This is a genomic window from Oculatella sp. LEGE 06141, assembly GCF_015207605.1.
Lineage (GTDB): Bacteria > Cyanobacteriota > Cyanobacteriia > Elainellales > Elainellaceae > Oculatella.
Map to the genome: position 1 here is coordinate 22,313 of NZ_JADEWO010000037.1, position 16,168 is coordinate 38,480.

Below are 16,168 nucleotides of genomic sequence, written 5' to 3' on the forward strand. Positions count from 1 at the left end.
AAAACTCACATTCCTTTATTCTGACATTAGATTGCAATGCTCACAAAAAGTGAGCACAAAGAAGGCTGGCACTGATTTTAGTGCCAGCCTCATTTTCAACGTGTCGCTCAGAACACTTTTGCGACCCGTTTAGATTGTAATTGAGCCAGTTCTGTTGCAGGATTCTGGTTCACCAAGCTCTTTTGCTTCATGGTTGCAGGAGAATCTAGAAACCCGCTGCCAACAAAATAGGAGAGATATGTACTCAACAGTTGAGTGTCAACAGGAGGGCAGGTAATGGATGTTCCATCAAGGCCATTGAGCGTGTTTTGACAGTCGAAGGCTTGAGCGGTCATCAGGAAATTTTCTAAATAAGTCAGTTGGGTCTGCGTTTTCTCGGTAAACAGCGCCTGGATTGGGGTTAACGCATTATCCTGGGTGCTGTCTACGTTGAGGAGTTGAGTTTGCCATTGCTGATAGGGTAAACGTTGTAGTGGATATCCCAGGTCGCGGATCTTATCGATCAATTGGTTCCACGGTAATGCATCTGGATTAACAATGTGGAATGCTTTCCCCAGAGAGGCGGGCTGCTGCGACAGATGGACGATCGCCCGACTAGCATAGTCTACCGGAGTCATGTTCACCCATTGATCTAAATCAGGTGCGGCTCCTAGTTGAATCATGCCTTTAATGATCCGGCACATCAGATCATTGGTTTGAGAGGCTCCTGTTTGGCTATGGCCTGTCAACATACCCGGTCTATAAATACAAGCAGGAATCCCTCTCGCCTGAGCGGCCATCACCAGTTTCTCAGACACCCATTTGGTTTGAGCGTATCCTTTGTCAATCTCCTGTCCATGCGCGAGGTTGTCATGCTCTCGGATGACTTTTTTCCCGGCCAATCCCAATGGTTGCAGAACATCAATTGTCGAGATGAAATGGATAGGCGTAACCTTACCCATTTTTGCTAACCTCAGGATTTCTTTTGTTCCCAACACATTGGCGGCTCGCAGTAAGGCATAAGGATAAACCAGATTGACAAACGCACCGCAATGATAAATCAAGTCAAGTTTGCTGGCCAGTTCTCGGAACTGTTGGTTTGTCAAACCGAGGAGAGGATGTGATAAATCTCCTGCAACAGGAATGATCCTGGAATTGAATTCGTTTAAACGAAGATTGTAGCGCTCTAAGTTCGTCTGGATTTTCTGCCACCCCTCCTCCTGGCAGGAGGCTCGAACCAGGCAATAGATCTGAGCCTGGGTTTGTTGCAGTAACTCTTGCAACAGGAACGCTCCCAGAAACCCAGTTGCCCCGGTTAGAAAGATATGCTTTGGTTCTGTAGGGAGCGCAACAAAGGAGGCTTCAGGATAGATGGTTGGCTCTAAGCTCGTTTCAATTTCCCAGGCTATCTGCGGTTCTTCTACAGCCGGGATGGCAACGCCTGATTGCTGAATCAGATCTATTGCCTTAATTAATCCGGCGATCGTGGGTTCTCGCAGCAGGTAAAACAGCGGCAACTCTACATTAAGCGTAGCTTCAACTTGCGCCAACAACTGAGCTGTTAATAGTGAATGCCCGCCCAATTCAAAGAAATTATCGTGAATGCCAATGTGTTCAATATCTAAGACTTGAGACCAAATCTCGGCAAGCTGCTGTTCGAGCGGTGTAGATGGTGCAACATATGCTGCTGCTAAGGCAGGTCGATTTTTCTTTGGATCGGGAAGCGATCGCCGATCAATTTTGCCGGTGGGGGTTAAAGGGAAGGCTTCCATCACGACAAAGGAGGATGGCACCATGTAATCGGGCAGTTTTTCCTGCAAAAAGGTTCGGAGTTGAGGAATTAAATGTTGGGTTCGATTGACCTGAAGCGGATTGTTGGCATAGTAATGTAAAGGCTGAAAGGTATCCGTTCGTGCAAGACTGCAAAGAACGCTCGCAGTTGGCTTGGCAGCAATGGGCGATCGTCGCTGCAAGACGACCTCATAATATCCCTTACTTCCCGGATTAGACCAGTCGATGCCGATGTGATAATGTACCTGCTGACCGAGATTCCACCAGACTTCGGGATGGATGCCTTGCCCATCCTGTTGTGCCAACGCCTGACGCAGATCTCCTACTGTTTGAAATGAGTCAGGATGGGTCAATAGCTGAGCAGCCTGGATTTCTGCGGCAATTCGCGCATTAGGAACGTGGGTAATTCTCAATGTTTCTAACGTATGAGCCTTGAGCAGGTTTTCGATCGCCGACACGGTAAGCCGATGCTGCTCCCAATTCAGACAGGACACGTCCCCTACGGTTAATGCCACCTTACTCTCAATGTGAAGTACAACATCATAACGAAAGCGGATTAACTCGTTTTGAGTTCGTCCCCGTTTCATTGGCGTTTCAACATGACTAATGCGGGGGCTATGCTGCTTGAGCGCAAAAAAGAACGTTGGGTCTAAAATTAATTCTTGCTCTTGAGCCATGCGCTCTCGAATCCGTTGCTGAAGGTCGGCGGTAGATAGCGAGTTGGGTGCATGGCACAGTTGAACAGAGGTGTGAAATGCTTCCAGCAAGGGCAAGCTGCGAACATCACCAATGAAAATCTGCCCTCCCGGCTTCACTAGCTGAATGGCTTTCTCTAGAACCTGTATCAGGTAATCAACGCTGGGAAAATATTGAATCACTGAGTTGATAACGATCGTATCAAACGATTCCGCTTCAAACTCATTTAACTCATGAGCCGCTTTGTGCGCCAGTTGAACGTGGTTAGGCCAGTCGTGTTCGCTCTGGCTCAATTGCTGCTGAAGATGGGCGATCGCGTTTGCCGACAGATCGACCCCTGCGTAGTGAGCGCAATGGGGAGCAATGCGAAATAGCAGTAACCCCATGCCACAACCAATTTCCAGTACCCGTTGGGGTTTGAGAGACAAAATTCGCTCAACAGTACAATCAACCCACTCATGCACCTCGTTGGCGGGCATGGGTTGCCCCGTAAAACTATCATTCCATCCGGTGCTATCAAAGGCGGCTTCCTGGTGAGAAGATTGGCCATACGTTGTATTCCACACATCCTGCCACTGCAATACCTGTTCTGTTTGGGAGGTCTCCTCCAGAGCAGTCAACGCCACCTCTGTATCATGGTCTGCTGGAACAACATACGCCACCAGTCGTTGATTGCCAAATGCATCTGCTTTGGCTACTACCGCCGCCTCTCTCACGGTGTGAGCTTGACTGAGCGCGGCTTCAATATCTCCCAGTTCAATGCGAAACCCGCGAATCTTGACCTGATGATCGACTCGTCCAATGAATTCGATCGCCCCATCTGGTAAGTAACGAGCCAGGTCACCCGTTTTATAGAGACGCGCTTCTGGATTGGCACTGAAGGGATCAGGCACAAATTTTTCATTGGTCAGGTCTGGTCGGTTGAGATAGCCACGAGCCAGGCCAGCTCCGCCGATGTAAATTTCACCTGGCTCTCCAATGGGAACCGGGTGAATGCGATCGCCCTGCTGTGGGGCTGATTCGGGCAGTAAATAGATCTGCGTGTTGGCAAGAGGACGACCCACCAGCCCGCAATGCATTCCTGGCAAGACTTGATAGGCGGCTGACCAGACTGTTGTTTCCGTTGGCCCGTACAGATTCCATAGTGCCCCCCCTTTGGCAAGTAATTGTTGAGCGAGCGATCGCGTCATCGCTTCTCCACCGCAGAGCATCTTCAACTGCTTGTTTCCCTGCCATCTAGTGCTGAGAAGCAATTGCCAGATCGATGGAGTGGCTTCCATGACTGTAATTTTGGAGTCTGCCAATACCCTGGCCAACTGGTTGGGATCAATGACCACCTCGCGTCGTACCAGTACAATTCGCGCTCCCACTATTAGCGGCAAGTAAAGTTCTGGAACAGAGATATCAAAGGAAATGGTATTCAACGCCAGGAACACATCCTGAGGGGTAATTTCGATCGCCTGTGCCATTGAATGGAGAAGATTGACAACAGCACGATGGAGAATCTGTACGCCCTTAGGCTGTCCGGTGGAGCCTGATGTATAGATGGTATAGGCCAGATGATCGGGAGTAACTCTACTATTGAGATTTTCTGTATTGTGTTGAGTAATAATAGACGATTCGGTTTCAAGGCATATCACGGTGGTTGTGTCGTGAAGCGGCGGCAGGCTTTGCAGCAGATGCTCCTGCGTTAGCAGCACGGGCAGCCGAGCATCTTCCAACATAAACGCCAATCGCTCTTGAGGATAGCTTGGATCGATAGGAACATAGGCTCCTCCTGCTTTTAGCACGCCTAACAGGCTGACAAACATTTCTGGCGATCGCTCAACACAAATACCAACCAACCCATCCGGCTGTATGCCCAGTTGTTGCAGGTGATGGGCAAGCTGATTAGCACGACTATTTAATTCCTGGTATGTAACGTGTGTTCCTTCAAACTCAATGGCAATGGCCTGAGGCGATCGGGCAACTTGAGCTTCAAATAAGCGATGAATGAGTTCAGCATCCAGAACAAGTTCGTACTGTTGCACGTGGTATTTCTCCTTAATAACAGAAAAAACTGTAGGCTTGAGCGATCGCCATAGCGCTTTTAGCGGTTGGTTCAATCCATCAAAAATGGGTTAAACTAACTGCATTTTCTCGATGGTTTTACATATTGAGAGCCTACTTTTACGTCAAGCAGCATCGGCACCTAGTCCAATCAACCCCACTACAGTTGGGTTGGGCTCAGGCGAAGACGCACTACAAATTTGCACGGTAAATTTTCAGGAAACGTCCGTAGAGCTAAAAATGAGTTCAACCTACTTAGCGTTTGAGCGAATTGGAAAAGTGACGAATTTACCTAAATCAAATAGGAACCATTGATATGGCAGCTAATTTTTAGCAGAGATAGTTCACTCAAACATATCCCAGTTAAATAAGGCGACACGCTTAGAAACGAACTCACTTAATGGCTTCGTTGCACGGTTTGATGCAACTAAACGTAAGTGACTGTGTATATTGTACGGGTACTTAAAAATCTGTAAACTAAACACGATTAAACTTTATATGCTGTATTTAATGAACCGTAAAATTACGCAAGTGTCCTTAGTTTTAATGAAGGTAAATCTACTGAGATTTTAATCCTTTTGGCAAAACAAAATCTCTTTCTAAGTGAAACTACTGCTTAATTCATCTGAACAGATTCAGTGGAGTTACACAGAACAGCTCAAGTTTTAAAAATGCTATTGATATAAAGCGTATTTTTACGGATTTTTGGCAAGGATTAGACATTTGATAAATAGACATTCAATGAATAGTTAGAATTCGCTGATGTTGTGTTGACGTAGAAAATTATGCAGCGCATCATGAAGATGGGACAGCGGAGGTGTTGTTTTGTCGATGATTTACCTCACGATTCGGTTCAGCTCATGCGCTGCTCTCTAAATGGGGTTTCGAGCTTCAGTTCGAGCTTCAGAATGGGTCAGTTAATCGAGCGTATTGGCTAACGTATTTAGGTTTGAATGAAATAAAGTAGTAGCTTTGCTTTCTGGTAGCCGCAAAGTCTGGAGTGTGCTCAAAAGCACACCACTTGCAGTCAGTATGAGGTTATACTGAAACTACTACGCTGAGGCAGAAGTGAGTATACTGTTTCTGCTCTGTCATGGGTCGTTCGCTCTTTTGTGCAGATTAACCAATGATCTAGATTTCTGCCTGAGCCTATTAAACCTTTCATGTTTAACTCCCTTTTTAACCCCCTTTAAATTCTGCTCTTTAGCTGCTCTTTAATTGTTACAGCGGTTGTTGCTTGAATCAGCAACACGAGATGGGAACTTGAGACGCTTTGTTCGATGTTTTCCTGTGGCTTGCTAACCTGAAAACCGCTGTCTGTAAGATCTCATGTATGCAGTCTAATGTTTCCAGTTGTTCCTGAGTATTTAGTGCGTCGCTTCAAGTTTTGGGCGAATGGTTCGGTTCAAGAGGGAATGTGTCAGGCAGCCGAACTGTATCACATGGTCGCCTCTTTTACGCCGCAGCAGCGGCAGCAAGCTTATAGCCTGGGGATAGATTTATTCAACCACGGCAGAATGGTTGTCATTACTATGTCAAAGCATGAGTATGTGGTTTGGTCGGGATTGCGATCGAGCCAGCCACTGCATCCAGAAAAGGCAACAGGTAGCGATACCCACAGTGGTATAGCGCTTGTATCAGCACATCACGAGGTACCCAATTAGTCAGCCCCTCATTCAACAACAATGGTTCAAACCGTCTTCTGGAGTGCTGCACGGAACCATCCCGGCGTAACGTTTCTCTGCTGATTTTACAGCCATTTTCATTTGCATTCACCACACCTCGAACCCTACACCTCACACCCATCCTGGCGAGACGGTGGCTTACTCGATTGAGACCTGCTGTAATTAGCCCTGCTCAAGGTTGGGGCTGCATCAAGTGGAACTAGCTAAAGCCTATAGCGATCGCATTCTTGGCATTCGGTTGGGCAAATTGATGCTGGATGTTCCCACCTATCCGTTCAGCAGTGCAGATGCTGATTTAATTTACAAAGACTAATGGACGTGGTTTAGCTTGAGAGAACGCTATGATAACCCCAACGATTCATCTGCACTCATTCCGGGCTTCCCTGGATTCGTCAGCTCGATCACGGACGATTGGCCGTAAACGGCGGTGTGGTGGGCAAGCCAGATCGTGATGGCGATCCGGCGGTTCACTATCCCTTGCTGACGGTTGCTAATGGACAGATTGCGGCGACCATTCAGCGGGTCAATTATGACTATCCTGCCTGGGCTGAAACATTAGAGCAAGAAGGGGTTGATCGAATCTTTATCGAACCGTCCCGCACGGGGGACTGGACAACCGGGGCTTCCAGTCTTCCCCCGCAACAACGGCACCAGCAGCCAGCATAGTGCCCTACTCTATCCGCAAAGATATTGACTCTCCCCAAGAGATGCGATAGGGTCAAATCTTACGCTATTTTCCGAATTAGCGTAGTTCCGCCCAAAAATTTAGTTAAACGCGACCCGAAGTTGCGACCAACAACTTCGAGCCGCTGACCCAGCCAAACTGAAACAGGCAGTTGGTGGGCTAAGGGAGCATTGTAGCAACTCTTAAGCCACCCCGATTTGCTGTGAGCATTGGTAAGGGGTGGCTAAATTTTTGGGTTTTCCTCACCGACTCAACCCAAAGGAGCGAAAACCCATGCCTCAAGCCCTGTTGTCTCATCCTGGAGCAGCGGATTCTCCAGCGTTTTGCCCGCCATCGACTCAGCCCGATCGCGACCCCTTGAAGCATTTGTTGATTGGGTCACCGCGTGCCATTCGGCAAACGATTCACCTGTTACATAACCTGCGCTATGCCGAAGCAGGGCTGTGGAGTCCGCTGATTGCCATTCCCAATCAGCAATTGATTGTGACCCCCAATGACGGAGAGATGATGAGCTTGCTCATGCGATACATTCGTTTCGAGTAGCGGCAAATTGGGGCGATCGCTTGATTCAATGAATAATTGAGCGATCGCCCTGCTTCTAATTTCGTTTGTCTGTCCCGCCGCTCTCGCTGCAATTCACCTTGACCTACAGAACAAGAGCCTCTACATCCGCGCCTGAAATGGCACTACTATATGCCCATTTACGCAGAGACTCTGGGAACAAAAAATAGTACATACCCGTATTAACACTGATCTTGGTAGGGGTATAAGATTGGCGGGAACCCTAGAAACTAGCCGCTAGTTGCTGATCCTTCGGCGTAGTATGTGGCTCTACCTGAATGTATCCCTCTAACTATTATGAACGTCCTTGATTTCCCGTGTCGCTTATCAGCCACCCGCTCTTTTATCTATCTTTGCTCACTGGCCAGTATTTTAGTCGTCGCGCCTGGAGCTGTTTACGGTTTTCAGGAACCCGACATGGCTCAAGACCTCGTTAAAGTTCACCTGCCACATGATGCTGGAATTACTAAAGCAACTGAACAGAAAGACAGTGCTACCGAGCTACCAATTCAAGCATCCCGATTCCTGCCCACAGTAACGCTCCAACCGCAGACGCAAGCCGCAGAGCAGCAGGAGGTTCCTGCTTTGTCCATCCTGCCAGAGCAACCAGAGCAACTAGTCATTCCCGCTAATTTTCCCAGTGCCCCAGCCCAAATTGCACAAGATCCATTGGCTCCTGTATTGCGGCAAGACGCTGAACCACCCTCTGTAGCGCCTCTGCCAGACTTGGAAGCCCCTGTGCCTCTACCGCCACCTGGAGAACTGCTGCAACCGTCCCCTTCTGCCCCCATCATCCCACCCGGCACCCCTTCAGAAGACGTACCCGATACCATTACCGTAGAGCGATTTGAAGTCCTTGGCAGCACCGTTTTTAATGCAGCAGACTTTGAAGCCGTGACGGTTCCCTTCACGGGTCGTCCCCTGACATTTACAGAATTGTTTCAGGTTCGTAACGCTATTACTCAGCTTTATGTTGACCAGGGATATGTCACCTCTGGGGCTTACATTCCACCCCAAACGTTAAACGACGGTGTTGTTCAGATCCAGGTTGTGGAGGGTCAACTAGAGGAGATCAATATCACGGGCAACCAGCGATTGCGCCCTGGCTATGTGCGGAGTCGGCTGGAGCTTGCTGCGGATGAACCGCTGAATGTTGATAGTCTTCTGGAAGGGTTACAACTGCTGCAACTTGATCCGTTAATTGACACCATTTCGGCTGAGCTTGCTGCGGGTGTTCGCCCAGGAACCAGTGCGCTCAATGTTGAAATTAGCGAGGCTGATGCGTTTAGTGGTCAAATTGCGTTAGACAATGGGCGATCGCCAAGTGTAGGCAGCTTCCGGCGGCAGGCATCCCTGACTCATGCCAACTTGCTAGGGTTCGGAGACAGCTTGAGCATTGGCTATACCAATACAGATGGTAGCAATGGGGGAGATATCAGTTACGCCATTCCCATTAATCCCCGCAACGGCACCCTGAGCTTCAGCGCTGGTTTTAGCGACAGTGAAATTATTGAAGAACCATTTGATGCACTGGATATTGAATCAGAGTCTCGCTATTACGAGTTGACCTATCGCCAACCCATTGTGCAAACGCCGAGCGAAGAGTTTGCCCTTAGCTTAACGGCCTCTCGCCAGGAAAGCCAAAGTGAGTTTTTAGGAGACTTTGGCGATCCGCTTCCCTTCCCCTCCATTGGTGCTGATGATGAAGGCCGCACTCGGATTTCAGCAGTGCGGTTTGCTCAAGACTGGACGAGACGTGGAGAACGACAGGTATTTGCGGCGCGATCGCAATTTAGTCTTGGCCTGGATGCTCTAAACTCCACCGTTAGCAATGAAGGGCCAGATAGCCGCTTTTTTGCCTGGCGAGGTCAGGGACAGTGGGTTCGCCTGCTGGCGGAAGATACGCTGTTTGTGCTGCGTTCAGATTTGCAGCTCACTGGAGATGAACTGGTGCCGCAGGAGCAGTTTGGCATTGGTGGGCAGCGAACCGTTCGAGGCTATCGGCAAGATCAACTGCTAACAGACAATGGCTTCTTAGCTTCAGCGGAGGTAAGGTTGCCAATCTTGAGGGCACCCAACATCGATAGCATTCTGCACATCGTTCCGTTTGTTGATTTTGGCATCGGTTGGAATAATGGCGATCGCCCTGATCCCGATCCCAGAAGCCTCCTCTCAGCAGGGCTGGGGTTGCAGTGGCAGATGGGCGATCGCTTTTCTGCTCGCGTGGACTGGGGCATTCCCCTCATTAACGTCAGCTCAGAGGGAGATTCACTACAAGAGAATGGCCTACATTTCTCCCTTATTTTGAACCCTTTCTAAAGCCTTGTATTTCATCCCATTGAGTACGGTCATCTGGAGGAAGCCCAACCCAGTTGGCTCACTCTTGCATCGTTCTAATTCTAATTCCAAGGATTATGGTTTCTATGTATAAGGGTTTTTCGTGGGTATTCACCACTGTTTTTACAGTAGTGGCTTGTCTAACGGCTCAGGTAGGGCGAACTCAGGTCACTCCAGATGGCTCTCTCTCCACCGCTGTCACCTCAGTGGATGGGCGCAATTTTACAATTGATGCGGGCGATCGGGCTGGACGCAACTTATTCCATAGCTTCCGTGACTTCTCCGTTCCCAGGGGTGGTTCTGCTCTGTTCAACAATGCTCCTGATGTACAGAACATCTTTGGTCGTGTCACGGGTGGCAATGTTTCGAGTATTGATGGGCTGATTCGTGCCAATGGCAGTGCCAACCTGTTTCTGCTTAATCCATCTGGAATATTGTTTGGTCCCAATGCATCACTGAATGTCGGTGGATCATTTGTTGGCACAACTGCTAACCAGGTTCGCTTTGCTGATGGCACTGCATTCCAGACTAGCAATTCTATGCCCTCGCCCTTACTCAGCATGAGTGCGCCAGTGGGGCTGCAACTCGGAGCCAATGCCGGGGCGATTCACGTGCAGGGCACTCCAGCCGAGAACTTCCTTTTTCGAAATTTCTTTGGAACGTCACAAGTCTTTCAAGCTGAATCTGTAGCACTGGTAGCCAGCAAAATCGATGTGAATGAATCTACTCTATCCGTGCCAGACGGACGGGTTGAGTTGTGGGCGGTGCGAAATGCTGAAGTTGCCATGAATAACCAAACCGGATGGCAACTAGCTAGCCCTGCTGCTGCTGCCGATTGGGGAACAATTACACTGCGGCAAGCCTCGCTCATTGATACCACTGGAGTTTTCTTTAGCGCTGGGACGAATGGGGGAGCCATTAATATTCGGGCACGGGGACTAACGCTGAAGGGCGGTTCAGGCATCTCTTCTGGCACCGGAGCAAATGGGCAGGGACCGGGTATCACCGTTCAAACGACAGAGTTTGTCAATCTGTTAGGCATCTCCAGTCCAGAAAATTATGCGACCCCTGGGATATTTACAAGCGCCTTTGGAAGTGGGGCTAGAGCAGGAGATATCACTATCGAAACAGAGCAGTTACGAATAGCGAATGGAGGTTGGCTTCAGTCCATCATTAACTTTGGCTTTGACCCTATCACGTTCATGCCTGCTCCTATTAACGACTCTACAAGTGGGAATATCACAGTTCGAGCCTCAGATGTGGAAGTGCGTGGATACAATCCATTCCCAATCAGCGGGTTCCAGTCTAGCTCTATCACCACTGTCATTACCGCTGGCAGTCGTAATGAGAGTGGAAGTATCAACATTGAGGCCGACCGGGTTCGCTTACTCAATGGCGGTCGCATTACCTCCGATCTGCTCGGCTTCAGCTTTCCTGGTTTTGGTCAATTTATTACCACTGGGACGGCGGGAGATATTTCAATTCGGGCAACCGATCGCCTCGAAATTTCAGGAGTAACACCGGGTGGAGTAACGGGTGCAATTAGTAGTTCAATTCAGCCGTTTGCAGAAGGTCGAGGCGGCAACATCTCGATCGACACAGGACGGTTGCGGCTGTTCAACGGTGGCACTATCTCTAGCTCATTATCCGGTCGTGGTGAAGCAGGAAATATCGACATTCGGGCACGTGATGTTGCCGTTAGCGATCCCGTCATCGATAGTGTTAGCCAACGGGTGAGTGGCATTACCACTGCTGTCGGTGAAGGTGCAGTGGGTCAGGGTGGGACGGTTGCGCTCAACGCTGATCGCTTGCATGTCTTCAACGGCGGACAGATTACCTCATCCACCGCAGGCGATGGATCTGCTGGCAATGTCAACCTGCGTGTTAACACCATTGATGTACAGGGCATCTCTCGTCCCCTATCCGATGGTCGTCAGCTCCCCAGCACCATTACGGCATCCTCCACCACAGCGGCGGATGCGGGTTCAGTTAATATCACATCAGATAGCTTGCGTGTTCGAGATGGCGCAACCGTCTCAGTTAGCAATACGGGTGCTGGCAACGCTGGCAACCTGAGAGTTACGGCGAATCGTATCCAACTTGACAATAGAGGCAGCCTCCAGGCTGAAGTCAGTGCAGGCGATCAGGGTAACATCTTGCTGGATGTTGCCGATGCGGTTGTGTTACGTCGAGGCAGCCGCATCACCGCCAACGCCAGTGGTGATTCCACTGGGGGCAATATCGCCATTAACACCCACTTCATCGTTGCGGTGAGTGATGAGAACAGCGATATCACGGCCAATGCGGAAAACAGTTTTGGTGGGCGGGTTTCGATTGATGCCACGGGTATCTTTGGCACCGAGTTTCGATCGCAGCTCACGCCCATGAGTGATATCACAGCCTCATCTGGGTTGGGAGCCGCCTATAGTGGCACCGTAACTATCAGCAACCCCGATGTTGATCCGGGTTCCGATCTGGTGCAATTGCCAGAAAACGTCGTGGATGCGAGTAATCAAGTGGCAACGGGTTGTGGCGACTCTGCCAACAGTCGCTTTGTTGCCACCGGACGAGGTGGGATTCCGCTCAATCCGAATGAGCAGGTGTCCAGCGATCGCCCCTGGAGTGATGTACGTGATATCTCCGGCTTTGTGAACGCCGACCAGAACCATGCAACGATCACAGCCCCATCCCCAGCCACGACCGCTCAGATCACTGAGATCAATAGCTGGGTCAGAAACGTAAATGGGCAAGTGGAGTTAGTTGCAACGTCTCTTGCTCAAGCCCAAACGGTTGCTTCGGTAACCTGTTCGGTAGTTAGTGAGCATTGATAAATGCGATCGCTATTTTCTCCTTAGAAAGTATATGCGTGTATTTACTAGCGTAATGGTTTCCAGATTGGGAACTCTAACACGTAAAGCTGCTGAAGTTGGTGGTCAATCTCACCTCAGAATATCTGTTCTTCTATCTGACTATGTATCCGACTATGTATAAAAGTTTCTTGTTGGCGTTAACGACTGCATTCGTATATGTAACGTGTTGTACGTCCCAGTCAGGACTAGCTCAGGTTACTTCAGATGGAACCTTGTCCACGACTATCACTTCACCCGACGGACGCAATTTCACAATTAATAATGGCGATCGGGCTGGAAACAATCTGTTCCATAGCTTTCGCGATTTCTCTGTTCCTACAGGTGGTTCTGCCTTCTTCAACAATGCTGCTGATGTGCAAAACATTTTCGGTCGCGTTACGGGTGGCAACATTTCTAATATTGATGGACTGATTCGTACTAATGGCAGTGCCAATTTGTTTTTGCTCAACCCCAGTGGAATTTTGTTTGGTCCTAATGCCAGATTAAACATTGGAGGCTCCTTTGTAGCCAGCACAGCCAATCATGTCCTCTTTGATGATGGGGTGCAGTTTAATACGACCGGCGCTACAAAATCACCCTTATTGACCATGAGCGTGCCGATTGGGTTGCAGCTTAACTCGTCTTCAGAACCAATCACAGTGCAGGGTAGTGGCTATAGATTATCAAGAGATCGATCAACATCTAGATATACCGTTAACAGTGCTTCTAATCTCAGGGTTGGTAGCGGTAACAATCTCGCTCTAATCGGCAATGGTGTGACGCTGAACGGTGGTAGAGTTTCAAGTCAGCAGGCTGGGCAAATAGAACTGGGCGGTGTCAACAACGGGATAGTAAATTTCAATTTGGCGAACTGGGACTGGGATTATTCCAAAGTTTCGAGTTATGCCGATATTCAGCTCTCTCAAGCGCTCATTGATGCAATCACACCCGGTGGTGGCACGATTCACTTGCAGGGGAGGGATGTTTCCTTGCAGTCAGACTCACAGGTAGTGATTCAAAATCAGAGCGCTCAACCCGCTGGTGGAATTACTATTAATGCTACCAGAACATTTACATCCAGTGGTACAACCGGGTCTACGCCGACCGGGTCATTTACATCTAGAGGTTCAATCAGGTCTACACCGAGGGGTAGCGGTGTGGTTGCAGAAAGCCTACTCGGACCTGCGGGAAATATCAACATAACTGGACAACAAGTTCTCTTCCGGGGTGGTAATGGACTGCAAGCATCTGGATTGCTAGCAGAGAGTAACAACATTCAGGTTACTGCGACAGATCTAATTTTGCTTGAGTCAGACCCTGACAATTTAACAGATGCCAGCGATATTGTTAATTTAGGACAAGGCAGTACGAACGCTGGAGATATTATTCTCACAACCGATCGACTGATGGTACGGAACGGTTCCAGTATCTCGACAATTTATAGGGGTGATGGTCAAGGTGGTGACATTTGGGTCAATGCTCGCGATGTACAGGTGCTGGGGAGTGGAAGCAACGCTCTTTTCGGCATTGGTTCGTACATCAGTTCTGGCACTATAGGAGCAGGGAATTCGGGCAATCTTACAATTAATGCTGAAACAGTAGCGGTTCGAGGTGGGGCACGCATCGATTCTTCCGCCACCTTCAACAATGGAAACGCTGGTAGTGTTGTCGTCAATGCCTCCGAATCAGTTGAAGTGACAGGTAGTGGCGATCCGAGGTTACGCAGTGCCATTATCTCCAGTGTAGATTCGTTGAACGGTTTGTATAGTCCAGCAGGCAATGCTGGTAATGTCACTATCACTACACCCTCACTCACGATTAGCAACGGTGCGGAAGTGTCTGTTCGTAATGATGGTACGGGGCAAGGCGGCACACTCGGCATTGAGGCAGACCGAATCTTCCTCGACCAGGGGCAGATCACAGCATCAACTCAGTCTGGTGACGGGGGTGATATAAATTTGCGAATCGAAGGAGTACTGCTTGCTCGTCATGGCAGTTTGATCTCCGCAGAGTCTAGCGGTACGGGCGACGGTGGACATATTACGATCGCCGCTGACAGGGTCAATCTTAGGAGTAATAGTCGCATCAGTACTCAAGCCCAAGGGTCAGGAAATGCGGGAACCCTTAATTTACAGGTGGGTCAGTTAGCGCTAAATCGTGGACAAATTCAGGTTGAAAGCCAGGGAACTGGAAACGCAGGACGTTTAGCCATTCATGCCAACTCTGTACAACTGAACAATCGCAGCCTGATCAATGCTTCAACGCGAGTCGGACAGGGAGGCGATGTTCAATTACAAGTCCGCAACACTCTGCAACTGAACAATCAAAGCCAGATTCTAGCTAATGCTCAACGATCAGGACGAGGGGGTAATGTCAATATTGCAGCAACTAACATAGCCTTGCAGAACAGAAGCCAGATTTCCACTAATGCTCAAGGTACTGCCGTGGGAGGAGAATTGTCTCTGGAGAGCGATCGCCTCTCGTTATTGAGCGGTTCGCAGATCACAGCTTCTACAACGGGAACAGGCAGAGCCGGTAGTCTTACCATTAACGCCAATGATACGATTCGACTCAGTGGTAACAACACCCGTCTGGCGGCAACTTCTACCACCGATGCCGTTGCGGGTTCCATCCTGCTCCAAACGCCTGACCTGCAACTGGACGATCGCGCTACCGTTTCTGTTAGTGGTCAAGGTCAAGGGGGGGCTGGAAACTTAACGGTACGCGCCAACACGATTCAACTGGATCGGCAAGCCGCGCTACGGGCAGATGTCGCAGGTGGAGATCAAGGCAATATCACGCTTCAGTCTGACACCCTGCTGCTGCGTCGTGGAAGTAGCATTAGCACCAACGCAACCGGAACGGCAAGTGGCGGCAATATTGACATTGATAGCGATTTCATCATTGCTGTCAGTGGTGAAAACAGCGACATCACCGCTAATGCTGAAAACAGCTTTGGTGGACGCATCTCGATCGATGCCACAGGTATTTTTGGTACCGAGTTTCGATCGCAGCTTACACCAATGAGCGACATCACCGCTTCGTCTGGATTGGGAGCCGCCTACAGCGGCACAGTCACGATCAGTAACCCGGATGTTGATCCAGGTTCCAATGTAGTGAAACTGCCTGAGAACGTCGTCGATGCCAGCAATCAGGTTGCCACGGGGTGTGGCAATTATGCCAACAGTCGTTTTGTGGCGACCGGACGAGGTGGGATTCCGCTCAATCCAAGTGAGCAAGTGGCTAGCGATCGCCCCTGGAGTGACACCCGTGACCTGAGTGAGTTTGTGCATCAAGAGCAGGGTCGTATTGCCGAAACACCGGCAGTTCCAACTGCCGCTCCAACGGCTCAAATCACTGAGATCACCGAGATCAATGGATGGGTGGTGAACGAGGAGGGGAAGGTAAACCTGGTTGCTGTTACACCTACTAACGAACCAACCTTTGAACATGCTACTTGCTCAACAGAAAGTGGCTCTGGAGGAGGCGGGCGATCGCACTCCTAACTGTTCTACCTACGTTGAGGGTGTTGGTAT

7 protein-coding genes are annotated in these 16,168 nt (G+C 49.5%); 6 read left to right on the forward strand and 1 reads right to left on the reverse strand.

Annotated features, from left to right (window positions below; translation table 11 throughout):
• Window positions 1-107: 107 nt before the first annotated feature.
• Window positions 108-4,496, reverse strand: a complete 4,389-nt coding sequence (locus IQ268_RS21580) for an amino acid adenylation domain-containing protein (protein WP_339383457.1) — start codon at window positions 4,494-4,496, stop codon at window positions 108-110.
• 1,362 nt (window positions 4,497-5,858) lie between these two features.
• Here IQ268_RS21580 and IQ268_RS21585 point away from each other — a divergent pair.
• The 6 genes from IQ268_RS21585 to IQ268_RS21610 all read left to right on the forward strand — a co-directional run bounded on the left by IQ268_RS21585 (window position 5,859) and on the right by IQ268_RS21610 (window position 16,138).
• A complete protein-coding gene (locus tag IQ268_RS21585) occupies window positions 5,859-6,179 on the forward strand; it encodes a hypothetical protein (protein WP_193883588.1) in 321 nt (106 codons plus the stop codon).
• A gap of 450 nt (window positions 6,180-6,629) precedes the next feature.
• Window positions 6,630-6,866 (forward strand): hypothetical protein, encoded by a 237-nt coding sequence (locus tag IQ268_RS21590; RefSeq protein WP_228035606.1) that lies wholly within the window; start codon window positions 6,630-6,632, stop codon window positions 6,864-6,866.
• A gap of 292 nt (window positions 6,867-7,158) precedes the next feature.
• Window positions 7,159-7,428 carry a hypothetical protein gene (locus IQ268_RS21595; protein WP_228035607.1) on the forward strand — a complete coding sequence of 90 codons (270 nt, stop codon included), beginning with the start codon at window positions 7,159-7,161 and terminating at the stop codon, window positions 7,426-7,428.
• Between the two features lie 315 nt (window positions 7,429-7,743).
• Entirely contained in the window at window positions 7,744-9,765 is a 2,022-nt protein-coding gene (locus IQ268_RS21600; protein ID WP_228035608.1) for a ShlB/FhaC/HecB family hemolysin secretion/activation protein, read from the forward strand.
• Between the two features lie 104 nt (window positions 9,766-9,869).
• On the forward strand, window positions 9,870-12,611 hold the full coding sequence (locus tag IQ268_RS21605; protein WP_193883592.1) for an S-layer family protein: 2,742 nt from the start codon (window positions 9,870-9,872) through the stop codon (window positions 12,609-12,611).
• A 155-nt stretch (window positions 12,612-12,766) separates the two neighbouring features.
• Window positions 12,767-16,138, forward strand: coding sequence for a filamentous hemagglutinin N-terminal domain-containing protein (locus tag IQ268_RS21610; protein WP_228035609.1), 3,372 nt, complete (start codon window positions 12,767-12,769; stop codon window positions 16,136-16,138).
• Window positions 16,139-16,168: the final 30 nt, after the last annotated feature.

Coding starts and splice junctions, on each gene's coding strand:
- IQ268_RS21585 (WP_193883588.1), top strand. CDS start 5,859: ATGTTTCCAGTTGTTCCTGAGTATTTAGTGCGTCGCTTCAAGTTTTGG.
- IQ268_RS21595 (WP_228035607.1), top strand. CDS start 7,159: ATGCCTCAAGCCCTGTTGTCTCATCCTGGAGCAGCGGATTCTCCAGCG.
- IQ268_RS21600 (WP_228035608.1), top strand. CDS start 7,744: ATGAACGTCCTTGATTTCCCGTGTCGCTTATCAGCCACCCGCTCTTTT.
- IQ268_RS21605 (WP_193883592.1), top strand. CDS start 9,870: ATGTATAAGGGTTTTTCGTGGGTATTCACCACTGTTTTTACAGTAGTG.
- IQ268_RS21610 (WP_228035609.1), top strand. CDS start 12,767: ATGTATAAAAGTTTCTTGTTGGCGTTAACGACTGCATTCGTATATGTA.